Annotated in this window: 19 protein-coding genes and 2 pseudogenes; 14 read left to right on the top strand and 7 right to left on the bottom strand. The window is 67.2% G+C overall.

What is annotated here, in order from left to right; genetic code table 11:
- Positions 1-119 precede the first annotated feature (119 nt).
- The 5 genes and pseudogenes from ACFQGD_RS04210 to rlmB form a co-directional block, all read left to right on the top strand.
- Positions 120-593 (top strand): annotated as a pseudogene (locus tag ACFQGD_RS04210) (CarD family transcriptional regulator); the annotation flags it as partial.
- A gap of 125 nt (positions 594-718) precedes the next feature.
- On the top strand, positions 719-1,402 hold the full coding sequence (gene ispD / locus ACFQGD_RS04205; RefSeq protein ID WP_345399856.1) for a 2-C-methyl-D-erythritol 4-phosphate cytidylyltransferase: 684 nt from the start codon (positions 719-721) through the stop codon (positions 1,400-1,402).
- Positions 1,399-1,872 carry a 2-C-methyl-D-erythritol 2,4-cyclodiphosphate synthase gene (ispF, locus tag ACFQGD_RS04200; protein ID WP_345399816.1) on the top strand — a complete coding sequence of 158 codons (474 nt, stop codon included), beginning with the start codon at positions 1,399-1,401 and terminating at the stop codon, positions 1,870-1,872. The genes ispD and ispF overlap by 4 nt, the downstream gene beginning before the upstream one ends.
- Positions 1,873-1,959: 87 nt before the next feature.
- On the top strand, positions 1,960-3,345 hold the full coding sequence (gene cysS, locus ACFQGD_RS04195) for a cysteine--tRNA ligase (RefSeq protein WP_345399813.1): 1,386 nt from the start codon (positions 1,960-1,962) through the stop codon (positions 3,343-3,345).
- A complete protein-coding gene (rlmB, locus tag ACFQGD_RS04190) occupies positions 3,345-4,313 on the top strand; it encodes a 23S rRNA (guanosine(2251)-2'-O)-methyltransferase RlmB (protein ID WP_345399810.1) in 969 nt (322 codons plus the stop codon). Before cysS ends, rlmB begins: the two co-directional genes overlap by 1 nt.
- Here rlmB and ACFQGD_RS04185 read toward each other — a convergent pair.
- On the bottom strand, positions 4,248-5,306 hold the full coding sequence (locus ACFQGD_RS04185) for a hypothetical protein (RefSeq protein WP_345399807.1): 1,059 nt from the start codon (positions 5,304-5,306) through the stop codon (positions 4,248-4,250). The genes rlmB and ACFQGD_RS04185 overlap by 66 nt on opposite strands.
- 414 nt (positions 5,307-5,720) lie before the next feature.
- Here ACFQGD_RS04185 and ACFQGD_RS04180 point away from each other — a divergent pair, with 414 nt between their 5' ends.
- Both ACFQGD_RS04180 and ACFQGD_RS04175 read left to right on the top strand, forming a co-directional pair.
- Complete coding sequence (locus tag ACFQGD_RS04180) at positions 5,721-6,947, top strand: DUF445 domain-containing protein (RefSeq protein WP_390183597.1); 1,227 nt, start codon at positions 5,721-5,723, stop codon at positions 6,945-6,947.
- Between the two features lie 12 nt (positions 6,948-6,959).
- Positions 6,960-8,159 (top strand): DUF445 domain-containing protein, encoded by a 1,200-nt coding sequence (locus ACFQGD_RS04175; protein ID WP_345399801.1) that lies wholly within the window; start codon positions 6,960-6,962, stop codon positions 8,157-8,159.
- On the opposite strand, the gene ACFQGD_RS04170 is transcribed toward ACFQGD_RS04175, so the two are convergent.
- The 3 genes and pseudogenes from ACFQGD_RS04170 to ACFQGD_RS04160 form a co-directional block, all read right to left on the bottom strand.
- The gene (locus ACFQGD_RS04170; protein ID WP_345399798.1) at positions 8,122-9,012 is read right to left on the bottom strand and encodes a metal ABC transporter permease; all 891 of its coding nucleotides are present in this window, start codon (positions 9,010-9,012) and stop codon (positions 8,122-8,124) included. The genes ACFQGD_RS04175 and ACFQGD_RS04170 overlap by 38 nt on opposite strands.
- A pseudogene (locus ACFQGD_RS04165) lies at positions 9,009-9,850 on the bottom strand (metal ABC transporter ATP-binding protein). Before ACFQGD_RS04165 ends, ACFQGD_RS04170 begins: the two are co-directional and overlap by 4 nt.
- Positions 9,847-10,881 carry a metal ABC transporter solute-binding protein, Zn/Mn family gene (locus ACFQGD_RS04160; protein ID WP_345399792.1) on the bottom strand — a complete coding sequence of 345 codons (1,035 nt, stop codon included), beginning with the start codon at positions 10,879-10,881 and terminating at the stop codon, positions 9,847-9,849. The pseudogene ACFQGD_RS04165 and the gene ACFQGD_RS04160 overlap by 4 nt, the downstream one beginning before the upstream one ends.
- 183 nt (positions 10,882-11,064) lie before the next feature.
- Here ACFQGD_RS04160 and ACFQGD_RS04155 point away from each other — a divergent pair, with 183 nt between their 5' ends.
- The 4 genes from ACFQGD_RS04155 (at position 11,065) to ACFQGD_RS04140 (ending at position 14,857) form a co-directional block, all read left to right on the top strand.
- Positions 11,065-12,180, top strand: a complete 1,116-nt coding sequence (locus ACFQGD_RS04155; protein WP_345399789.1) for a LacI family DNA-binding transcriptional regulator — start codon at positions 11,065-11,067, stop codon at positions 12,178-12,180.
- Positions 12,181-12,304: 124 nt separating this feature from the next.
- Positions 12,305-12,796 (top strand): beta-class carbonic anhydrase, encoded by a 492-nt coding sequence (locus tag ACFQGD_RS04150; RefSeq protein WP_345399786.1) that lies wholly within the window; start codon positions 12,305-12,307, stop codon positions 12,794-12,796.
- 47 nt (positions 12,797-12,843) lie between these two features.
- Entirely contained in the window at positions 12,844-13,734 is an 891-nt protein-coding gene (locus ACFQGD_RS04145) for an A/G-specific adenine glycosylase (RefSeq protein ID WP_345399783.1), read from the top strand.
- Between the two features lie 157 nt (positions 13,735-13,891).
- Positions 13,892-14,857, top strand: coding sequence for a peptidoglycan recognition protein family protein (locus ACFQGD_RS04140; RefSeq protein ID WP_345399780.1), 966 nt, complete (start codon positions 13,892-13,894; stop codon positions 14,855-14,857).
- 5 nt (positions 14,858-14,862) lie between these two features.
- On the opposite strand, the gene ACFQGD_RS04135 is transcribed toward ACFQGD_RS04140, so the two are convergent.
- Positions 14,863-15,624: an alpha/beta fold hydrolase gene (locus tag ACFQGD_RS04135; RefSeq protein WP_345399777.1), complete on the bottom strand. Its 762-nt coding sequence runs from the start codon at positions 15,622-15,624 to the stop codon at positions 14,863-14,865.
- Between the two features lie 13 nt (positions 15,625-15,637).
- Here ACFQGD_RS04135 and ACFQGD_RS04130 point away from each other — a divergent pair, with 13 nt between their 5' ends.
- From ACFQGD_RS04130 to ACFQGD_RS04120, 3 genes are all read left to right on the top strand, one after another.
- Positions 15,638-17,074 carry a M1 family metallopeptidase gene (locus tag ACFQGD_RS04130; protein ID WP_345399774.1) on the top strand — a complete coding sequence of 479 codons (1,437 nt, stop codon included), beginning with the start codon at positions 15,638-15,640 and terminating at the stop codon, positions 17,072-17,074.
- 148 nt (positions 17,075-17,222) lie between these two features.
- A complete protein-coding gene (locus ACFQGD_RS04125; protein WP_345399771.1) occupies positions 17,223-17,531 on the top strand; it encodes an antibiotic biosynthesis monooxygenase family protein in 309 nt (102 codons plus the stop codon).
- Positions 17,528-18,352 (top strand): SIR2 family NAD-dependent protein deacylase, encoded by an 825-nt coding sequence (locus ACFQGD_RS04120; RefSeq protein ID WP_345399768.1) that lies wholly within the window; start codon positions 17,528-17,530, stop codon positions 18,350-18,352. The genes ACFQGD_RS04125 and ACFQGD_RS04120 overlap by 4 nt, the downstream gene beginning before the upstream one ends.
- A 2-nt stretch (positions 18,353-18,354) precedes the next feature.
- Here the strand turns inward: ACFQGD_RS04120 and ACFQGD_RS04115 are convergent, their stop codons facing one another.
- Complete coding sequence (locus tag ACFQGD_RS04115; RefSeq protein WP_345399765.1) at positions 18,355-19,383, bottom strand: endonuclease/exonuclease/phosphatase family protein; 1,029 nt, start codon at positions 19,381-19,383, stop codon at positions 18,355-18,357.
- Positions 19,384-19,573: 190 nt separating this feature from the next.
- Positions 19,574-22,144, bottom strand: a complete 2,571-nt coding sequence (locus ACFQGD_RS04110) for an ATP-dependent Clp protease ATP-binding subunit (protein ID WP_390221010.1) — start codon at positions 22,142-22,144, stop codon at positions 19,574-19,576.
- Positions 22,145-22,163 lie beyond the last annotated feature (19 nt).

Below are 22,163 nucleotides of genomic sequence, written 5' to 3'. Positions count from 1 at the left end.
TTTGTCAAGCCCCTTCGTCGTATGATTAGGCCGCTGACCTGCGACGACGGACGCCGGGGCGGTGGGGGCCCCGGTTAGCCGCGTGCTAGCATGGAGCCAGCGAAAGGGGCAGAGGACACATGGTTTTCAAGGTCGGAGAGACCGTCGTCTACCCGCACCACGGTGCCGCACTCATCGAAGCAATCGAGACCCGTGTGATCAAAGGCGAGGAGAAGCAGTACCTCGTCTTGAAGGTCGCGCAGGGCGATCTCACCGTTCGTGTCCCCGCGGACAACGCCGAGATCGTCGGGGTTCGTGACGTGGTGAGCGAGGATGGCCTCAATCACGTCTTCGATGTGCTGCGCACTCCCCACACCGAGGAGCCAACCAACTGGTCTCGTCGGTACAAGGCCAACCTGGAGAAGCTCGCCTCTGGCGATGTGAACAAGGTGGCCGAAGTGGTGCGCGACCTCTGGCGGCGAGAAAAGGACCGTGGCCTTTCCGCTGGTGAGAAGCGGATGCTGGCGAAGGCCCGGCAAATACTGGTGAGCGAGCTCGCACTCGCGGAAGGCACCGACGAAGGCAAGGCGGAGACCTTGCTGGACGAGGTCCTGGAGAAGACGGCCGGGGCCAGTGACGGTGTCGCGGGCGATGAGCGGATCGGTGCCGGTGTCGCCGGCGCTACTCAGGGAATCGACGGCTAGGGCACTTGCCCGGCCCAGGTTTCCAGCCTGATCGACTGAAGGTCGTCGCGATCGTCCCTGCCGCTGGCAGGGGTGAGCGGCTTGGTTCGCCAGTGCCAAAAGCGCTGGTCGAGGTCCGAGGCGTCTCGCTGCTCGCACGTGCCGTTAGCGGCCTGCTCGACTCCGAGGTAGTCGACGCGGTCGTCGTCGCGGCGCCGCACGACTACCACGCCGAGTTCGTGCGAGAGCTCGCTCCTTTCGAGGAGCGTTGCGAGGTCGTCGTCGGTGGCCACGACCGGAGTTCGTCGGTCCGGCTCGCGCTTGAATCCGTTCCACCTGGTGCGTACGACGTCGTGCTGGTGCACGACGCCGCACGCGCGTTCGCACCGGGTGCGATCATCCGCGCCGTCGTCGACACCGTCCGTAGCGGCGCTCCCGCCGCCGTCCCGGTGCTCCCGGTTACCGACACCGTCAAGGTGGTCGACGCCGCCGGGGTGATCACCGCGACGCAGGACCGCGGTGCCCTCCGTGCCGTGCAGACCCCGCAGGGGTTCACCGACGCCGTGCTGCGCGCCGCCTACTCGGCCAGGCTCGACGCGGCGACCGACGACGCCGGTCTGGTCGAACAGCTGGGCGAAAAAGTGATTACCGTCACAGGTCACCCCGATAGCATGAAGATCACGACGGCGTTCGATCTCGCGATTGCCGAGGCAGTCCTCGCGCCGAAGGAGGAAGCGTGACGCCGCGCGTCGGTCAGGGCGTCGACGTCCACCCCATCGAGGCGGGTAGGCCGTGTTGGGTCGCCGGGTTGTTGTGGGAAGGCGCCGATGGCTGCGCCGGACACTCCGACGGCGACGTCGCGGCGCACGCGCTGTGCGACGCGGTGCTGTCCGCCGCGGGCCTCGGTGATCTCGGTTCGGTGTTCGGCACCGGCGATCCGCGCTGGTCCGGCGCTCACGGCGCGGAGTTGCTCGCCGAGGTCCGCGCTCGGATCGACGCGGCGGGCTGGCGGCTCGGCAACGCGTCGGTGCAGGTCATCGGCAACCAGCCGAAGATAGGGAAACGCCGTGACGAGGCGCAGGAGCTGTTGTCCGACGTCTTGGGTGGGCCGGTCAGCGTCTCCGGCACGACGACCGACGGCCTCGGCCTCACTGGACGCGGCGAAGGTATCGCCGCCATCGCGACCGCGCTCCTGCTGCCCGACGGGTGACGGTGCGCCTCGCGCCGGACAGGGCGCAACTCGCCGCTCCACCCGCCCAGCAACTCGCCCATCAGCGCAAACCCGTACCATTTCGGCGTGACTCTGCACCTGCACGACACCGCCACCCGCACCATCCGTCCGTTCGAGCCCGCCACGCCCGGCCGGGCCTCGATCTACGTCTGTGGTGCGACCGTGCAGGGGACTCCACACATCGGCCACATCCGCGGCGCGCTGAACTACGACGTGTTGCGCCGCTGGCTGATGCACAACGGCCTCGATGTGCTGTTCATCCGCAACGTCACCGACATCGACGACAAGATCCTCACCAAGGCGGCCGAAGCGGGCAGGCCATGGTGGGAATGGGCCTTCACTCACGAGCGTGAGTTCGAGGCCGCATACGACGCGCTCGGCTGCCTCCCACCGTCCGCGCTGCCACGCGCGACCGGGCACGTCACGCAGATGGTCGAGTTGATGCGGCGGCTGATCGACTCCGGCCACGCCTACGTCTCCGGCGGCGACGTCTACTTCGACGTCCAGTCGTTCCCGGACTACGGGAAACTGTCCGGCCAGCGCCCCGACGAGGTGCAACAGGGCGAGACGAGCGCGGAGGGCAAACGGGATCCGCGCGACTTCACACTGTGGAAGGCCGCGAAACCGGGCGAGCCGTCCTGGCCGACGCCGTGGGGCGATGGCAGGCCGGGCTGGCACCTGGAGTGCTCCGCGATGGCGACGTCGTATCTCGGTTCGGAGTTCGACATCCACGGCGGCGGTGTCGACCTGGTATTTCCGCACCACGAGAACGAGCGCGCCCAGTCGCGCGCGGCTGGCGACGGTTTCGCGCGGTTCTGGCTGCACAACGCGTGGGTGACGATGTCGGGCGAGAAGATGTCGAAGTCGCTAGGCAACGTCGTCTCGATCCCGGCGATGCTGGCGAAGGCCACCGGTCAGGAGCTGCGCTACTACCTGATCCAGCCGCACTACCGCTCCACCATCGAGTATTCCGACGAGGCGCTCGCCGAGGCGCGACAGGGCTACCGGCGCGTGGAACAGTTCCTGCGCCGGGCGACGTCACAGGTCGGGGACGTCGAACCGGGCGAGGTGCCCGCCGAGTTCGCCGCGGCCCTTGACGACGACCTGGCTACTCCACAGGCATTCGCGGTTATCCACAACACCGTGCGCGAGGGCAACACCGCGCTGGACGACCGCGACGACAAACTTGTCGCGGAGCACGCGGCGGCGGTGCGCGGCATGACGGGCGTACTCGGCATCGACCCGCTGACCGAGCAAGCGGAGCGCGGCGGGGACAATGGCACGCAGCAGGCGCTCGCCTCCCTGGTCGAGGGCATGCTTGAGCAGCGGCAGCAGGCACGGGCCGCACGCGACTTCGCCACGGCGGACGACGTGCGCGACCGGCTGGCCGCCGCTGGAATCGCCGTGGCGGACACCGCCGACGGCCCGACCTGGCAGGTGAAATCCGACTGATGGCAGGCAACTCCAAGCGCAAGGGCGCGATCCGCAAGCCCGGCACCAAGAAGGGTGCCGTCACCGGCTCCGGTGGCCAGCGGTCGAAGGGCCTCGAAGGCAAGGGGCCGACGCCGAGGGCTGAGATGCGCCCCGGACATCCCAAGCAGCGGCGCGCGATCGCGAAGTCGAAGGCCCGTCACCAGTCGGCCAAGCAGCGAGAGAAGAAGGCGCAGCAGCCTGAGCTGATCGCGGGCCGCAATCCGGTGGCCGAGGCGTTGCGTGCCGACGTGCCCGCCGAGGCGCTCTACGTCGCGATCGGCATCGACGCTGACGACCGGGTGAAAGAGGCGGTGCGCATCGCCGCGGACAAGGGCATCTCGATCCTGGAGATCCCCCGCGACGAACTGGACCGTAAGACGCGCAACGCCGTCCACCAGGGACTCGGCCTCCAGGTGCCACCGTTCGACTACGCCGAGCCGGACGAGCTGCTGCGGGCAGCGCGCGAGTCAGGGGACCCGCCGATGCTCGTCGCGCTGGACGGTGTGACCGACCCGCGCAACCTCGGTGCCGTCATCCGCTCCGCCGCCGCGTTCGGCGCACACGGCGTCCTGCTGCCGCAACGTCGCAGCGCGGGCGTCACAGCGGTGACCTGGCGGACCAGCGCGGGCACGGCCGCGCAGCTGCCGATCGCGGTGGCGACCAACCTGACCCGGCAACTCAAGGCGTTCGCGTCGGAGGGGCTGATGATCGTCGGGCTCGACGCCGACGGCGACACCGACATCGACGGCCTCGAACTCGCGACGGAGCCACTGGTCGTCGTCCTCGGCTCTGAGGGCAGGGGGCTGTCGCGGCTGGTGCGCGAGACCTGCGACTCAGCGGTGTCGATCCCGATGGCGCATGGCGTGGAGTCGCTGAACGCCTCAGTCGCCGCTGGTGTGCTGCTCGCCGAGGTCGCCCGCAAGCGCAGGGCCGCGGGGCGCGTCTGACGTCGTTCCGGTCCGGGCCGCCATGGCCCGCTTGTCGCTGTCCTTGGCGAACAGCACGAGAATGACGGCCGCGAGCAGCGGCATGAGCAACAGGTTCGCCAGATGGAGCGCCACGTCGGCGTCCGACCAGGGCATGCCCCGCAGGCCAAACAGCAGGCCCGCGAAGCCGTGATAGAGAGCGGTCGACATCAGCACGAGCACGGCGCCGCGTACTGACCGCTTGCGCGACATCGCCAGCACACCGAGAACGAGCGCGGCCACGATGCCGAACGCACTGGTGAAGTACGGCGCACCGAACAGCATCGTCGGCCCGGACGCGCGCGGGTCCGCGATCATCCGCAGAAACACCATGACGTCGTCAGCCGCTGGAGACACGACGAACGCGATGACGCTGAGCAGCGCGTAGACGACAAGCAGCACCCCGCCGACGCGATACGTCGAGCGCGTAAGGCGCGGCGAATCGATGTTCTCCCGCGCCCATAGCATCAGGCCGAACAGGGCGAACGCGACCACAAGGCCGAACGCCCACGACGCCCGCAGCCACGGCATCAATTCCGCTGGCAGCCATTCTTCATACGCCGGAGAGAGCACGCCGGACGCCTCGCGAACGCCCTCCACCAACAGCAGCGCGCCGAACAGGACAGCGGCACTACGTGCCGCCCTGCGGCGGGCGAACAGGCACAGAGCTGTCACCAGCATCGCGACCGCGAACACGGCCTTGGTGGAGTTGAGTACCGCGAACTCGACCGGGTTCTCGTGGGGTTCGAGGAGCGCATCTGGAACACCGGTGAGGCTCAACCCGGTGTCATACCAGAGATAACCCTGCCAACCGGCCGTCAGCAACGCCTGCAGGAGCAGCACCGCACCCGCGATAATGAATGGCACTTTCTTGGCATCCGCCGCACGCCCAGGTGGCGTCTCACCTGGCGGTGGCTCCGATGTCGGCCGCACCGCCTCGTTCCCGCTCGGCGGTATGTCCATCTCCTGCGTCACGTCGCCTCCCCTTCCGTGAGTGCCCCGTAGTCATATCACGGCGATGTCTGGTTGATCCGCTTCGCTCGGGTTTCCGGGGATGCGGTGAACGACGCCTTCGCCGCGCCTAGCGCGGGAAAAGCGCCATTCAACGCAGTTGATCACGTCTACTCGCGCTGTTGTTCGGCATACAGTGCGAACCGGACATACTCTCGCAACAACGCGAGCAGAGGTGATCAATATCTCGGGCGCGGGGAGCGGCACCGGGTGCGGGGCGTAAGGCGCGGGGCGGGCACGAGGCGCGAAGGCCAGACCCCAGCGCAGCCCGCGTAACCCCCGACACGATCCGTGTCACCCGGCCAGTCAAGAGCCCGCGCCACGGGCTACCGTTTTCGCTGGTGGACCCACGAGATCGGTAAGGAGGGTTGGGTGGACATCGACGCCATCGTGGCCGACGTGCACGCCAACTGGCCGATCTACGTCTCCATCCCGTTCATCGCGGCCTTGATCGGCTACGTCACCAAGCGCGTGGCGATCGAGATGATGTTTCGCCCGCTCGAGTTCGTCGGCATTGAGCCGTACCTGGGCTGGCAGGGCGTGCTTCCCGCGAACGCGCACCGCATGGCGGCCATCGCGACGGAAACGCTCACCAGCAACATCGTCGACACCCGGGAGATCTTCGCCCGCCTCGACCCGGAACAGATCGCCAAGGAGATCGAAGGGCCCCTGCTCGACGCGGTCGACGAGGTGACCCGTGAGGTCATGGAGCTGTACCAACCGCAGCTGTGGGAGATGCTGCCGACGCGGGCGCAACGGATGTTGCTCGCGCGGGTGCAGGCGCAGGCACCGAAGGCCATCGCGAAGCTGATGAAGCAGGTCTCGGACAACATCGAGGACGTCTTCGACCTCAAGCACATGGTCGTGACGAACCTTGTCCGGGACAAGGCGCTGCTGAACCGGCTGATCCGTGACATCTCCCGGCCGGAGATGAGCTTCATCGCGCGTTCCGGGATCTACTTTGGATTCGCGCTTGGCCTGGTGCAGCTCGCGGTGTGGACGCTGACGCACGAACCGCTTGTCATGCCGATCTTCGGGTTCATGATCGGCTGGCTGACCGACTGGCTCGCCCTGAAGATGATCTTCCTGCCGCGGGAGCCGAGAAAGTTCTTCGGCGTGTTCACCTGGCAGGGCGTGTTCCAGAAGCGCAGGGACGAGGTCGCCGCCGACTACGGTGACATGATCGCCGCCGAGGTCATCACCGTGCCGAACATCGTCGAGGCGGTGCTGACCGGACCGAAGTCCGACCGGCTGTTCGAGCTCATTCAGCGGGAGGTGCGGCGCACCGTCGACGCGCAAGCTGGCATCATCAAGCCGTTCGTCGTCGCCGCCGTCGGGACAACCAAGTTCCAGGAGATGAAGGCGACCGTCGCCCAGAAGGCGATGGAGCGCGTCCCGGCCACGGTGCACCACGCCGAGGACTACGCTGTAGGCGCGCTCGACGTCCGCAACACCATCGTGGAGCGGATGCGCAAGCTGAACCGATTCGAGTTCGAGCAGTTGCTGCGGCCGGCTTTCCGGCAGGACGAGTGGAAACTGATCGCGGTCGGCGCACTCATCGGCGGGCTGGTCGGCGAGCTGCAAGTGCTGCTGATGCTGCATTAAGCGGAGGTGCCGGTGATTGCCGAGCTGAGCCAGAACTGGCTGCTCTACGCGGCGATCCCGGTCATCGGCGCGCTTATCGGCTACGTAACCAAGCGCGTCGCCATCGAGATGATGTTCCGCCCAGCGCACCGCACATTCGGCTGGCAGGGCGTCGTGCCGAAGCATCGCGGCCGCATCGCGGGCATCGCGGCGGAACTGCTCACCACGCGGCTGATCGACCCCCGCGAGGTGCTAGATCGCATCGACGTCGACCGCATCAACGCCGAGATCGAGCAGCCGCTGCTGAACGCGGTGGATGCCATCGCCCGCGACGTCATCACCGAGCATCACCCGACCATGTGGGAGGCACTGCCGCCGCTCGCGCAGGACATGGTGATCAAGCAGGTGCAAGCGGCGACACCGCGCGTCGTCGCGCAAACACTCACCGAGCTGCGGGAAAATATCGACGCCGTCGTGGACGTCAAGCAGTTCGCGCTCGCCCAGCTCACCAAGGACGACGACCGCCTCGTCCGCATTGTCCGCGAGCTGGCGCGGCCCGAACTGACGTTCATCGCCCGCTCTGGCATCTGGTTCGGCTTCGTCATCGGCATCGCGCAGGCCGTGGTGTGGGCGTTGACGAAGGAGCCGCTGGTCATGCCGATCTTCGGCGCGGCGATCGGTCTGTTAACCGACTGGCTGGCGATCACGCTGGTGTTCCGGCCGCGCGAGCCTGTCTCGATCCTCGGCTGGCCGGTGCGGGGTAGCTTCCACCGCAGGCGCGCCGATGTGGCACACCGTTATGCCCGGCTGATCGCGGACGAAGTCCTGACGGTGCCGAACATGCTCACGGCTGTCCTCAGTGGACCCCGCGCCGACCGGATGTTGTCGCTCATCGAAGACGTCGTCGCGGATGCGGTGAACGAGCAGACGCGCGCGTTCCGGCCGTTGCTCGCCGCGACGGGCAGGAATGTCGCGGTCGGCCAACTGCACCGGGCTGCCGCGCTGAAGGCGATGCCGATGATCCCGGACACCGCGCGCAGCGCCAACGGCTACCTGACGAGCGCCATGGACGTCGCGGGCATGATCGAGCGTCGGATGCTAGCGCTGCCGGCCGACGAGTACGAGAGCCTGCTGCGACCCGCATTCAAGCAGGAAGAACCGAAGCTGATCGTCGTCGGTGGCATTATCGGGGCGATCATCGGTGAGCTTCAGTTGCTGTTGCTGTTTCTGTAGTAACCCGCGCGCTGGTGCGGGTGGTCGACAGCCTGCGGCGTTCGATCACCCGGCACACCGCGTAGATCGTGAACGCGATGGTGGTGACGAACGCGCTGACCGGAGCACCCGGGGCCAGCGAAAGCACGATCCCGCCGAGCACGGCGGTTTCGGCGAAGATTACCGCGAGCACCGTCGCCCGCAGTGGCGACGCGGTGACCCGGCAGGCGGCGGCGGCCGGTGTCACCAGTAGCGCGATCACAAGCAGCACACCGACGGTCTGCACACCGAGCGCGGTCGCGATGCCCATGAGCACGGCGAACAACGGCGTTACCAATTTGACCGGCACACCCCGCGCGGCCGCGACAACGGGATCGACGCTGGCGAACAGCAGCGGCCGATAGACCACGGCGAGCACGCCGAGCACGACAGCACCGGACACGAGGAAAACCATCAGGTTCGCCGAGTCGACCGTGATGATCTGCCCGACGAGCAAGCCGAACTTGTTCTGCGCTCGGCTGGGATACAGCCACAACAGCAGCACGCCGACGCCGAGCCCGAACGACAACACCGCCCCGATGACCGAGTCGCGTTCGCGCTCCTTGCCACCGAGCAGCGCGAGCAGCAACGCCGCGACCACCGCTCCAGCCAACGCCCCGTAAGCCACGCTCATGCCCAGCAGCAGCGCCGCCGCCGCGCCGGTGAACGCCAGCTCAGCGGTCCCGTGCACGGCGAATGCCATCCGCCGCATCACGATTAGCGGCCCGAGCGCACCAGCGACGACGCCGAGCACAGCGGCCGCGAGCAACGCGTTCTGCACGAAGTCGAGGCCGAGTAGCCGCAGCGTCAGTTCGATGTTGAAGAAGTCCTTCATGGGCGCGCCCCCGAGTGAGGGTGGTGGGGGTCGTCCTCGCAAACCGCGCTGTGCGGCCCTGTCACGTGGATCTGGCCGCCGATGCGCACCACGTCGACGTCCGTTCGGTACAGAGTGGACAGCGTGTCAGAGGTCATCACCTCTTCGGTGCTGCCGATGGAGAACCGGCCGTCAACTAAGTACAGCACTCTATCCACATAGGACAAGATCGGATTGATCTCGTGCGTGACAAACAGGACTGTGGTGCCCGCCTCGGTCCGTCGTCGTTCGATCAGGTCGCTCACCGCACGCTGGTTGACGTGGTCGAGCGACAGCAGCGGCTCGTCACACAGCAACACGGCCGGCTCGCCGACGAGGGCCTGCGCCACCCGCAGTCGTTGTTGCTCACCGCCGGAGAGCAACGCGAGCGGCCTGTGCGCGAACGACTCGGCCCCGACCGCCTCGATCGCCTCCGCGACCCTGCGCCTGCGCTCGGCGGCGCCACGAAACCCAAGCCCCCAGCGATGTCCATCGAGACCGAGACCAACGAGGTCGATGCCGCGCAACGTGTGCGGGAAGTCCACGACACCCTGCTGCGGGATGTAGCCCATCCCGCGGGGGGGCAAGCCCCCCGCGAACCCCCCCGGACCGCAGCGTCCCGCGCCGCGACGCGGACGGTGCCCGACGACAGCCGTTGCTGCCCGAGCAGCACCGAGAGCAGTGTGGACTTGCCGGAACCATTCGGGCCGAGCACCGCGAGGAACTCGCCCGGCGCGATGTCGAGATTCAGGCCAGACCACAGGGCACGCGGGCCAAACGACAGGCTCGCGTCCCTGAGTTGGATGGCCGGTTCGGTCATCGGTTCACTGCTGCTCCGAGTGCGTCCACTTCTGCTTCGACCCACTCAAGGTAGTCGGTTTTACCGTCCGGCAGGGTCTCCGTGACGTCAACGACCGGCACGTCGGCCTGCTTCGCGGCCTCGACCAGCTGCTCCGTCACCGGCGTCGTCGTCTGTGGGTTGTTGATGACGACGGCGAGATCACCGCCCTCGACCAGGCGCAACACCTCGTCCTGTACGGCGACCGGGACGTCGGTCTCGTTCTCGATGGCTTCCCGGTACTCGTCCGGCGTCGCGTCGGTGACGCCAGCGCCCTCGATCAAGTAGTGGCTCACCGGCTCGGTGGCGAGCACCTTCGCGTCGGGGTTGTCCTCGCCGATGGCCGCCAGCTTCTCCTCGATGTCTTCCAACGCCGTGGTGAACTCCTCGGCGTTGGCGGTGAAGGTCTCGGCCTCGGCGGGGCGGATCTCGCCGAGCGCTTCGGCGGCAGCATCGGCGACGGCTTCGACAACGTGGAAGTCATACCAGACGTGCTCGTTGGGGCCGCTGTGGTCATGGCCGTGTTCGTCGGCGTGCGGCTCGCCCTCGTGACCGCCCTCGTCGGCGTGGCCACCCTCGTCGGCGTGCGTCTCATCCTCGTGACCGCCTTCGTCGGCGTGGCCGCCTTCCCCTGCCTCATGACCGGAGAGCTCGACGGCGTTGAGCACGGGCGCGTCGGTGGCCTGCTCCGCGAGCTGCGCGGCGAACTCGTCGTACCCGCCACCGTTGTAGAGCACCAACCGCGCTTCCTCGAACGCGAGACCGTCGCGTGCGGTGCTCTCGTAGGAGTGCGGATCGCCGTCAGATGCGTCGATGATCGACGTCACCGACACCTTGTCGCCGCCGACCGCCTTGAGCACGCTTCCCCATGCATCGGTTGAGGCCACGACGGAGATGGCGCCGTCATCGGTGGCCTCACCGGCATCCCCAGAACCGCAGGCGGTGACAGCAAGAGCCAGCGCGCCGACCGTCGCTACCGCGTACCCCTTCCGGAGCACCCCATTCGTGATCATCCGCCCTCGCTCTCGTCACTCGACGCAAACTGTAATGGAAACCGTTATCGATAACTTACCCCATTCGTGCTACGTTGCGCATCACCTAATCGTTGTGCCGGTCACCACAACGTTCATGCCAGATTCGCATCAGCATGGTGTCGGCTTCTCAGAACATGTTCTGAACCGTTACGGTTCCTAGTTATGGGTCGGCCGATTCGCACCAGACGGCAAGCGACGCTTGCCTCGCTTGCGGCGGAGCTGGGCGTTTCACGCACGACAGTGTCGAATGCGTACAACCGTCCGGACCAGCTCTCTCCCGAGCTCCGCAAGCGCGTTCTCGACACCGCGCGCAAGCTGGGTTATCCGGGGCCTGACCCGGTCGCCCGGTCGCTGCGCACGCGCAAGGCGGGCGCCATCGGTCTGCTGCTCACCGAGAACCTCTCCTACGCCTTCCGGGACCCAGCCGCGCTCGGCGTGCTGGAAGGGCTCGCCCTCGCCTGTGAGGACGCCGGAGTCGGCGTGCAGCTGGTGCCAGCTCGGCCCGGCGAAGAAGACGTCGCGACGGTGCACCGGGCCGGGGTCGACGGTTTCGTCGTCTACTCGGTGCCCGACGATGATCCGCACCTCAACGCTGTCCTGCAGCGGCCGGTGCCGACGGTGATCATCGACCAGCCGGTGCTCTCCGGCGTTGATCGCGTGGCACCGGACGACGCGGCGGCCATGACCACGCTCGCGTACCACCTGATCGAGCTGGGGCATCGCGAGATCGGCGTGCTGTGCATGCGGCTGTCCCGCGACCGCAACGACGGCTTCGCATCGCGTGACCGTCAGGAGAAGGCGCACTACCACGTGCAGCGCACCCGGCTGACCACGCTCGCGGAGTCGTTCGAGGCCGTCGGCGTCGACTGGTCTACCGTGCCGGTCGTGGAGCGTTTCGAGCACACGCTCGACGAGGGCGCGTCGGCCGCACGCCAGTTGCTCGACGCGAACCCGCAGGTCACCGCCATTATCTGTACGTCGGACATCCTCGCGCTCGGTGCCCTCAACGAGGCGCAGCGGCGTGGACTGCGGGTACCAGCGGACCTCTCCATTACCGGTTTCGACGGCATCGCGGACGCCGAACGCGCCGAACTGACCACCGTGTACCAGCCGGTGCGCGAGAAGGGACGCTCAGCGGGCAACCTGCTGCTCGATCCCACACGGCGCGGCCAGGGCAATCCGCTGAACCAGCAGATCATCACGCTGGAGACGGAACTGCGGATCGGCAAGACGTCCGCTCCGCCGCGTACCGCGGAGCAACACTGGTTCGGGCCGTAACAACGACGTGGCGTTGGCAACCTGACACGAGTGATATTCGCGACGTGGCGTTGCTCTAATTAGCCTTGTCCACCGGCCACCGTCCCGATGGAATAGGCGCGCACGAAGAGTCGAGGAGGCGCACGTGACCGCGATCGAGGAACTGATCAACCGCAACAAGGAGCTGGGCCTCAAGGCGGAAGGCTACCGCGAATCGCCGGAGCCGCAGCTCCACGTGAGCATCCTGACCTGCATGGACGCCCGGATCCGTGTGTTCGAGATCTTCGGTCTCAACCACGGCGACGCGCACATCCTGCGTAACGCGGGCGGCGTCGTCACCGACGACATGATCCGGTCGCTCGCGCTGAGCCAGCGCAAGCTAGGCACCCGCGAGGTGCTGATCGTGCAGCACACGAGCTGCGGGCTGAACCTCGTCACAGAGGACGGCTTCAAAGACGAGCTGGAGGCCGACACCGGGCTGCGGCCGACCTGGGCGGTTGAGGCTTTCAGCGACGTCAAGGACAGCGTCAGGCGCTCCATGAACCGCGTCCGGCGCAGCGACTTCCTGCCGCACACCGACCAGGTGCGCGGCTTCGTCTACGACGTCCACACCGGAGCGCTGACCGAGGTCGAGTGAGGGCGGCTACGTGCCAACGCCCTGGTCGGGGCACAATCACAAGCGCTATGACGGACGCGACCCATGCCCCGCTCGACGCGGGCACCCTGATCGGATGGTTTGACGCCAACGCCCGTGACCTGCCGTGGCGTGCCCCCGAATGCGACGCGTGGGGCGTGCTGGTCAGCGAGATCATGCTGCAGCAGACGCCGGTCGCGCGTGTGGAGCCGATCTGGCACGACTGGCTTACTCGCTGGCCCCGCCCCTCCGCGCTCGCGGCCGAAAGCCAGGGCGAGGTCGTACGAGCGTGGGGCAAGCTCGGCTACCCGCGCCGGGCGCTGCGATTGCACGCCGCGGCCGGAGTGATCGCCGAGGAACATGGCGACGTCGTTCCTTCCGACGTGGACACGCTGCTGGCGCTGCCCGGTATCGGCGCGTACACCGCGCGGGCGGTCGCCGCCTTCGCGTACGGCCAGCGGGTGCCGGTGGTCGACACGAACGTGCGCCGGGTCATCGCACGCGCCGTGCATGGTGCTGGCGACGCCGGTCCGCCGTCCAACACGCGCGACATGGCCGACGTCGAGGCGCTGCTGCCGGAGCAGAAGGCTGCCCGGTACTCGGCCGCGCTCATGGAACTCGGTGCGACGGTGTGTACCGCGCGGGCGCCGGAGTGCGCGCGCTGCCCCGTGGTGTCGTTCTGCGCCTGGTACCAGGCTGGCAAGCCCGCGTACGACGGTCCCGCCAGGCCGGTGCAACGCTTCGCGGGCACCGACCGCCAGGTCCGTGGCCTACTGCTCGACGTCTTGCGCGGCACCAGTGAACCAGTCCCCAAGACGAAGCTGGACACGGTGTGGAACGTCGATGGCCAACGGGATCGCTGTCTGTTCTCGCTGCTTGAGGACGGGCTGGTGGAGCAGACACCGGACGGTCGGTTCGCGCTTCCCGGTGAGCACGCCTAACGCGGTGTCCGGCACGTCCGATCCGCACCGCTCTGCCCAGTACGGAGCCCCGACGTGCCCCGTTCGGTTGACGTGTCAGTAGTTGTCGGCGGTCTCGCCCCGGATTAGTGTCCCCTAACGCACCTAATCCGTGCGTTTCACCAGGGGAGAAGTCACGATGGCACCGGGATTCCGCCGCCGCACGCTGCTCGGCGCGGGACTGGCAGCGACCGTCACCGGCGGGCTCACGGCACGTACGGCGCGAGCGACGTCGTCAGGACACATAACCGAACCGACGATCTACGGCACGGCGGAGTGGGAAGCCCGCCCACCGAGCGCGGACATCGTCGTCGTGGATCATCCACCGACGTACATCGTCGTGCACCACACCGTGGAACCAGGCAATACCGACGATCTGTCGCGCGAGCACGCGTTCGAGATCTCACGCGCGATCCAGAACTTCCACATGGATTCCCGCGGGTGGATCGACACCGGGCAGCAGTTCACCATCAGCCGGGGCGGCCACATCACCGAGGGTAGGCACCGCAGCCTGGAGATCCTGCGTGAGGGCACCCGGCATGTGGAGGGCACCAACGTCGCGAACTTCAACAGCCGCGTCATCGGGATCGAGAACGAGGGCCTCTACACCGAGGAAGACGTCCCCGACATGCTGTGGGACTCGCTGGCGAACCTGGTCACGTACATGGCGTACCAGTACGACGTCTCGCCGCGGCTGATCATGGGCCACCGTGACTTCAACTCGACACAGTGTCCAGGCGACGTCCTCTACGAGCGGTTGATCGAGTTGCGCGGCACCGTGGCGGCGCGGCTCGGCACACCGCTGCCCCCGTCGACACCGGAGTGGCCGCTGCTGCGGCCCGGCGACGAGGGCGAGCGCGTGTTGATCGCACAGCGCCTGCTCCGGGAACGGGGCGCGCGGGTGCCGGTGAATGGTGTCTTCGGACCGGCCACGCGTGACGCTGTCACGGACATGGCCACCGCACACGGGCTCGACAAGCCGAGTTGCGCCGCCTGCGCGCACATCGACGAGCGCGGGTTCCTCGGCGCCGACATCTGGCCCCTGCTGATTGGTCCGGAACGGGCGTCAGCGGAGTGGAAACGGCGGCTCGCGGCGACGCGGTGAGTGCGTCACCCGGCTACGCGGCGTAGGAAGCGCGCCACGGCTTCCCGGTACGCCTCCGGCGCGTCGGCATGGACGACGTGGCCGGTGCCGGGGATCCGCACATGCTCGCCGTCCGGTACCCGCGCGGCCAGTTCCGCCTGCTGCCCTGGTGGCATAGCGGTGTGTTCGGCTTCGATAGCCAGCAGCGGGCACTTGATGGCATCGACGTCGTCCCAGTAGTCCCGTTCACCCCACTCCGCCGCGATCTCGTACAGCTCGTCCAGGTCGGCGAGCAGGTAGTAGCCGTCCTCGCGCTCGGTCATGCACTCGACGAAGTAATCACCGTATGGGGCGAAGAACTCGCGCACGTGGGCCAGCGACTGGAACGGCACCGGCCACGACTCGAAGTAACCCCGCCACGCCTCAACAGTCCTGCCGCGCTGGTCGGGCGCCATGTCCTCCACGACGACGGCCCGCACCAACTCGGGATACCGCGCCGCTGTCATCCACGCGTGCAGCCCGCCCATGGAATGACCGATCAGCACCGCGGGCCCCGCGTCGAGTGAGCGGATGAGCGCCGCGACGTCGGCCACGAAGTCCTCGGTCCGACAGGCGCTGCGGTGCGGGTTGCGCCCGTGCACACGGGCGTCGAGGCCGACGACATGGCCGTGCTCGGTCAGCCACCGCGCAACCGGCCACCAGGTCCGGGCGCGTCCCATCAGCCCGTGCAGCACGACGATCGGCTGGCCTGACCCACCGAAGTCGATGACCCATGGTGGCTGCGTCACTTAGGCTCCTTGCGTGACCTTCTCCCCGCAGCGGCTACTGCTCTGCTGTCTCGCGCTTACCCTAACCGGGTGCACCGGTCCGGCCGACGACGCGGAGGAGCCACTACCGACCGTGACCAAGCCGTTCCACGGTGCGGTGGGTGCTGGCGATCCGTACTACCCCACCCAGGGCAACGGCGGCTACGACGTGCGCGGCTACGACATCGACATCAGCTACAACCCGAACAGCCAGCACCTCAAGGGCGAGGCCACCATCACCGCGACGGCCACACAGCAGTTGTCGCGGTTCAACCTCGACCTGCGGGGATTCGACGTCAAGTCGGTCTTCGTCAACGGCGACAGGGCAGCGTTCACCCGGATGCGCGAGCACGAGCTGGTCATCACGCCCGCCAAGCGAGTTGAGAATGGCGAAGAACTTGTCACCCGGGTGCGATACAGCGGTAAGCCGACCAGCACCGACGAGGACGAGTTGGCCACCGTCGGCTGGCTCACGACGTCGTCCGGCGGCAGTTACGCGCTCGGCGAACCACACTCGGCGTCGTTCTGGTACCCGGTCAACGAGACGCCCCGCGACAAGGCGACGTTCCGGCTGTCCGCGCGAGTTCCGGAAGGCTGGGTCGCGGTGTCGATCGGCAAGCAGAAGTCGAAGCGCACCGAGGACGGTTGGACCACCTACACGTGGGAAGACACCAACCCGGCCGCCAGCTACGTCACCACCGTGGCGATCGACAAGTTCACCGTCGAGCGGTCGCGGCTGGACGACGGGACACCGGTGCTGTCCGCGTACGCGCCGGGGCAGGAGAGCAAACGCGAGCTTGAAGCCCGTAACGGCGAGATCATCGACTTCCTGAGCAGTAAGTTCGGCCCGTACCCGCAGGATACGGCTGGCGGGATCTACATGAGCGACAGCATCTCGTTCGCGCTGGAGACCCAAGGTCGGCCGACGTATGCATCCTGGGCGGATCTGGACACCGTGGTGCACGAGTACGCCCACCAGTGGTACGGCAACTCGGTGACCATCGAGTCGTGGTCCGATATGTGCCTCAACGAGTGCTTCGCCAGTTACAGCGAATGGTTGTGGGCCGAGGCGAAACAGGGCATGGATCTCGACCAGTACTACCTCAACAAGGTGGATGAGCTCGCGGGCGACGACTCGTTCTGGGCGGACAAGCTGCACAAGATGGGCGCGGGCAACGAGTTCGACGGCATGTACGGCAAATCGAAGCTCGCCATGCACGCGCTGCGCCGCAAGGTCGGGGACGACGTCTTCGATCAGGTGCTGCGAGAGTGGGCGCGGGAGCACCGGCACAGCAACGCATCGTGGCCGGAGTTCGAGCGGTTCGTCAGTGACCGCGCGGATGTCGAGTTGGCCGAGTTCTTCGACGTCTGGTTCCGGGGCGAGGAAATCCCACCGGACGAGCACCTCTACCCCGGCACGCTAAGGCCGTGAGCACTGGCTGCGTCGTGTCCCCTGCTCCCGACGTTGTATCCCCGTTCCCGCACGTGCGTCCGACGTTCGGAACGTCGTGTCACACGCACTCCCCGACGTAACATCGCGCCGTGAGCGATACGGGCTGCCGAACAGTACGCTGGGGCGCATGGCTGTTGTGAAGATCAACGCGATCGAGGTCCCCGAGGGCGCCGGCGAGGAGCTGGAGAAGCGCTTCGCCGCACGGGCGGGCAGCGTGGACTCCGCGCCCGGTTTCCTCGGGTTCGAGCTGCTTCGACCGGTCAAGGGCGACAATCGGTACTTCGTCTACACCAAGTGGGAGACGGAGGAGGACTTCCAGAACTGGGCGCAAGGGCCAGCCAAGGAAGCCCACGCGGGTGAGTCGCGCAATCCGGTGTCGACGGGCGCGAGCCTGCTGGAGTTCGAGGTCGTACTGCGTTCCGATCCCTCGGCGTGACGACACCCACCGACGACGACTACACCCGAGCGGCTGAGGCGATCGCCAACGCCGGAGCGCTACTGGTGTGCGCCGGGGCTGGCATGGGCGTCGACTCCGGGCTTCCCGACTTCCGGGGCGACGAGGGCTTCTGGCGCGCGTATCCGCCGTACGCACGGCTCGGCTTTCGCTTCACCGAACTGGCCAACCCGGAGCACTTCGCCACCGACCCGGAACTGGCGTGGGGCTTCTACGGTCACCGGCTATCGCTGTATCGGCGCACCATCCCCCACGAGGGCTTCGACCTGCTGCGCCAATGGGGTGACGGCCTCGATGGTGGCGCAGCGGTGTTCACCTCGAACGTCGACGGGCATTTCCAGCGCGCGGGTTTCGACAACGTGGCCGAGGTACACGGCTCGATCCACCATCTCCAGTGCGGCATCGGCTGCTCAGGCGAAGTGTGGCCTGCGGAGGATGCCGTGGTCGACGTCGATGAGGCCACGATGCACGCGTGTTCGCCACTGCCCCGGTGCGAGCGGTGCGGCGCCGTGGCGCGGCCCAACATCCTGATGTTCGGGGACGCCGATTGGGTGCCGGACCGCAGCCAGCGGCAGCTCGACGCGCTGCGAGAGTGGCAAGCACGGCACCGGGACCTCGTGGTGGTCGAACTCGGCGCTGGCCTGGCGATCCCGACCGTCCGGTGGCACGCGGAGTCCGCGAGCGTCGACACCGGCGCGCTGGTGCGGATCAATCCGCGCGAGCCGGAGATCCCCGGCGGGAAGGGTGTCTCGTTGGGCGTCGGCGCGCTGGAAGCGTTGCGGGAGATCGACGCCCGGCTGTGACGTCAGCTCGGAAGCGTGACCGCGGCGAAGACCGCGCTGTGGTCGCTGCCGTCGACGTCGATCACCTCGAAGTCACGCACGGCCGCACGGGCGTCGACCAACACGTGGTCCAGCGTGACCGGTGGTGCGCTGCGCCGCCGAGGCCACGTCGTCTCCAGCGCCGCGCCGGTCTGCTCGGCGGCGTCCACATAACCTGAGTCGAGCACACGGCGAAACGCGGCGTGGTCGAGGGTGGCGTTGAAGTCACCCGCGAGGATGCGCGCGGGACCGTCGTTCGGCGCGGCTGGCATGTCGCGTAGCTCCTGCCGCCACTTGACCACATTGGACACTGGAACGACCGGGTGCACCGCGACGACTTCGACGTCCGTCTCGCCGATCCGCACCCGCGCGCTCGGCTGCGCGAGCAGCGACGGCCCGGCCAGCGACAGCTCCCGAAGCGGATGGCGCGACGCGATGCCAGACCCGACGGCGGCGCCGGCCGGCTCGAACACCCGATGCGGCATGACGCCGTCAAGGCCCGCCGTGTCCAGCGCTGACACCGCTGCTGGGTCGAGTTCCAGGAGAGCGAGGACGTCGATGGCACGCTCGCGGACGAGTTGGACGACGTCCTCGGCGGCGGCGTTGCCGAAGTACATGTTGAGCGCGAGCACCCGGATTGTCGGGCCGGACGCGGCCGGTTGCGGATCGGCGAGCACGCGCGGCATGAGGGTCGCGGCGAGCGCGACGCTGAGCGCCACGGCGAGGGCCGCCGTCCACCACCGGCGCGCGAGCAGGGCGATCGCGGCGAGCAGCGCCCCCGTGAGCGCGGCGTATGGATTCAGCGCGAGAGCCGCAGCGGTGTAGCGGTTGCCGTCGGTGTCCAGCACGCCAGAGACGAACAGCCGCAGCACGGCGTATGCCGCGAGGCCGACGACGGCCGCGACGAGTGTGACGGTAACGCACGGGTTGCGGCGCTTCGTGCCCACGCTCGACGCGTACGGGTCGTTGGATACGTCGGTTGCTGCCGTGGTCTGGTCCCCAGTGACGGTCACGGCATCGACCCTGCCGGACACGCCGTACGGACACCGTCAAGACGTGCGAATGTCACACACGTCGTCGAGACTGCGGGACACAACGGCGGGAACAGGGGACACGACGCACGGAGGGCGGCTCCCTACCCTGGGAGCCGCCCTCCGTCGCGTTGTCACCGCAGCGGGCCGTCTCACTGGCCCGTCGGTGTCCTTACTCCGACTCGGCCTCGCTGGAGCCGGAACCGGAGCCGCCGCCCTCGCCGCCGGTGGCGGCGATGTCGACCGGCGGTGCGTCCGGCACATCGACCGGTTTGCCTTCGCCGCGGAAGACGAAGCGGGCTTGGTCGTCGGGGCTGGTTTCTTCGTCCCAGTTTTCGACGTCGACGATGATGATTTGGCCGGTTTCGACTTCGCCGAACAGGATTTTCTCGGAGAGTTGGTCCTCGATCTCGCGTTGGATGGTGCGGCGTAGTGGCCGGGCACCCAGCACGGGGTCGAAGCCGCGCTTGGCGAGTAGTTTCTTCGCCTTGGTGGTGAGTTCGAGGGCCATGTCCTTGTTCTTCAACTGTTCCTCGACACGGCTGGTCATCAAGTCCACCATCTCCACGATCTGGTCCTCGGTGAGCTGGTGGAACACGATGATGTCATCGATACGGTTGAGGAACTCCGGCCGGAAATGCTTCTTCATTTCCTCGTTGACCTTCTGCTTCATCTTCTCGTAGCGCGAGCCTTCGTCGCTGGTCGAAGCGAAGCCGAGGGTCACCGACTTGGAGATGTCCTGCGTGCCGAGGTTCGAGGTGAAGATCAACACGGTGTTCTTGAAATCAACCGTGCGACCCTGACCGTCGGTGAGACGCCCATCCTCGAGCACCTGCAACAGCGTGTTGTAGATCTCCTGATGCGCCTTCTCGATCTCGTCGAACAACACCACACTGAACGGCTTACGCCGCACCTTCTCGGTGAGCTGGCCGCCCTCCTCGTAGCCGACATAACCCGGGGGCGCCCCGAACAGCCGCGACGCGGTGTAGCGGTCATGGAACTCACCCATATCGATCTGGATGAGCGCGTCATCCTCACCGAACAGGAAGTTCGCCAGCGCCTTCGACAGCTCCGTCTTGCCGACACCGGACGGGCCGGCGAAGATGAACGACCCGGACGGGCGCTTCGGGTCCTTCAGGCCAGCGCGGGTACGCCGGATCGCCTGCGAGACCGCCTTGACGGCGTCCTCCTGACCGATGATCCGCTTGTGCAGCTCATCCTCCATACGCAGCAGCCGGGTGGTCTCTTCCTCGGTGAGCTTGAACACCGGGATACCGGTCCAGTTGGCCAGCACCTCCGCGATCTGCTCGTCGTCCACCTCGGCGACGACGTCGAGGTCGCCGTCCTTCCACTGCTTCTCCCGCTCCGCCTTCTGACCGAGCAGGGTCTTCTCCTCGTCACGCAGCCGCGCGGCGCGCTCGAAGTCCTGCGCGTCGATCGCGGATTCCTTGTCCCTGCGGACGTCGGCGATTTTCTCGTCGAACTCGCGCAGGTCCGGTGGGGCGGTCATGCGGCGGATGCGCATCCGGGCACCGGCCTCGTCGATCAAATCGATCGCCTTGTCCGGCAGGTACCGGTCGTTGATGTAGCGATCCGCCAGCGTCGACGCCGCCACCAACGCCGAGTCGGTGATCGAAACCCGGTGGTGCGCCTCGTAGCGATCCCGCAGCCCTTTCAGGATCTCGATGGTGTGCTCCAACGACGGCTCACCCACCTGGATCGGCTGGAACCGACGCTCCAACGCCGCATCCTTCTCCACATGCTTTTTGTACTCATCCAGCGTGGTCGCACCAATAGTCTGCAACTCACCGCGGGCCAGCATCGGCTTCAAAATCGACGCGGCATCGATCGCGCCCTCCGCCGCACCGGCACCGACCAGCGTGTGCAACTCGTCGATGAACAAGATGATGTCGCCACGGGTCTTGATCTCCTTGAGCACCTTCTTCAAGCGCTCTTCGAAATCACCCCGGTAGCGCGACCCAGCGACCAGCGAGCCGAGGTCGAGGGTGTAGAGCTGCTTGTCCTTCAACGTCTCGGGCACCTCACCCTTAACGATGGACTGCGCCAACCCTTCGACGACCGCGGTCTTACCGACACCGGGCTCACCGATGAGCACCGGGTTGTTCTTCGTGCGCCGCGACAGCACCTGCATGACCCGCTCGATTTCCTTCTCCCGACCAATCACCGGGTCGAGCTTGCCCTCCCGCGCCGACGCGGTCAGGTTGCGGCCGAACTGGTCAAGCACCAGCGACGACGACGGCGTGCCCTCGCGGCCACCGCTGCCCGCCTCCTGCGGCTCCTTGCCCTGATAGCCCGACAGCAGCTGCAACACCTGCTGCCGCACCCGGTTCAGGTCCGCGCCGAGCTTGACCAGCACCTGCGCCGCCACACCCTCACCCTCACGGATCAACCCGAGCAGGATGTGCTCCGTGCCGATGTAGTTATGGCCAAGCTGCAGCGCCTCCCGCAGCGACAACTCGAGCACCTTCTTCGCCCGCGGGGTGAACGGAATATGCCCGCTCGGCGCCTGCTGCCCCTGCCCGATGATCTCCTCGACCTGCTGACGGACACCCTCCAGCGCGATGCCAAGCGATTCGAGCGCCTTCGCCGCGACACCCTCACCCTCATGAATCAGCCCAAGCAGGATGTGCTCAGTGCCGATGTAATTGTGGTTGAGCATCCTCGCCTCTTCTTGAGCAAGCACAACCACCCGCCTCGCGCGGTCGGTGAACCTCTCGAACATCTCCACTCCCTGACTGCTG

The sequence above is a fragment of the Haloechinothrix salitolerans genome, assembly GCF_042662605.1.
GTDB lineage: Bacteria > Actinomycetota > Actinomycetes > Mycobacteriales > Pseudonocardiaceae > Haloechinothrix_A > Haloechinothrix_A salitolerans.
Note: the sequence above shows the minus strand (reverse complement) of the source record. Positions and strands in the feature narration are given on the sequence as shown.

Coding starts and splice junctions, on each gene's coding strand:
- ACFQGD_RS04140 (WP_345399780.1), top strand. CDS start 13,892: ATGGCACCGGGATTCCGCCGCCGCACGCTGCTCGGCGCGGGACTGGCA.
- ACFQGD_RS04110 (WP_390221010.1), bottom strand. CDS start 22,144: ATGTTCGAGAGGTTCACCGACCGCGCGAGGCGGGTGGTTGTGCTTGCT.
- ACFQGD_RS04145 (WP_345399783.1), top strand. CDS start 12,844: ATGACGGACGCGACCCATGCCCCGCTCGACGCGGGCACCCTGATCGGA.
- rlmB (WP_345399810.1), top strand. CDS start 3,345: ATGGCAGGCAACTCCAAGCGCAAGGGCGCGATCCGCAAGCCCGGCACC.
- ACFQGD_RS04170 (WP_345399798.1), bottom strand. CDS start 9,012: ATGAAGGACTTCTTCAACATCGAACTGACGCTGCGGCTACTCGGCCTC.
- ACFQGD_RS04155 (WP_345399789.1), top strand. CDS start 11,065: ATGGGTCGGCCGATTCGCACCAGACGGCAAGCGACGCTTGCCTCGCTT.
- ACFQGD_RS04160 (WP_345399792.1), bottom strand. CDS start 10,881: ATGATCACGAATGGGGTGCTCCGGAAGGGGTACGCGGTAGCGACGGTC.
- ACFQGD_RS04125 (WP_345399771.1), top strand. CDS start 17,223: ATGGCTGTTGTGAAGATCAACGCGATCGAGGTCCCCGAGGGCGCCGGC.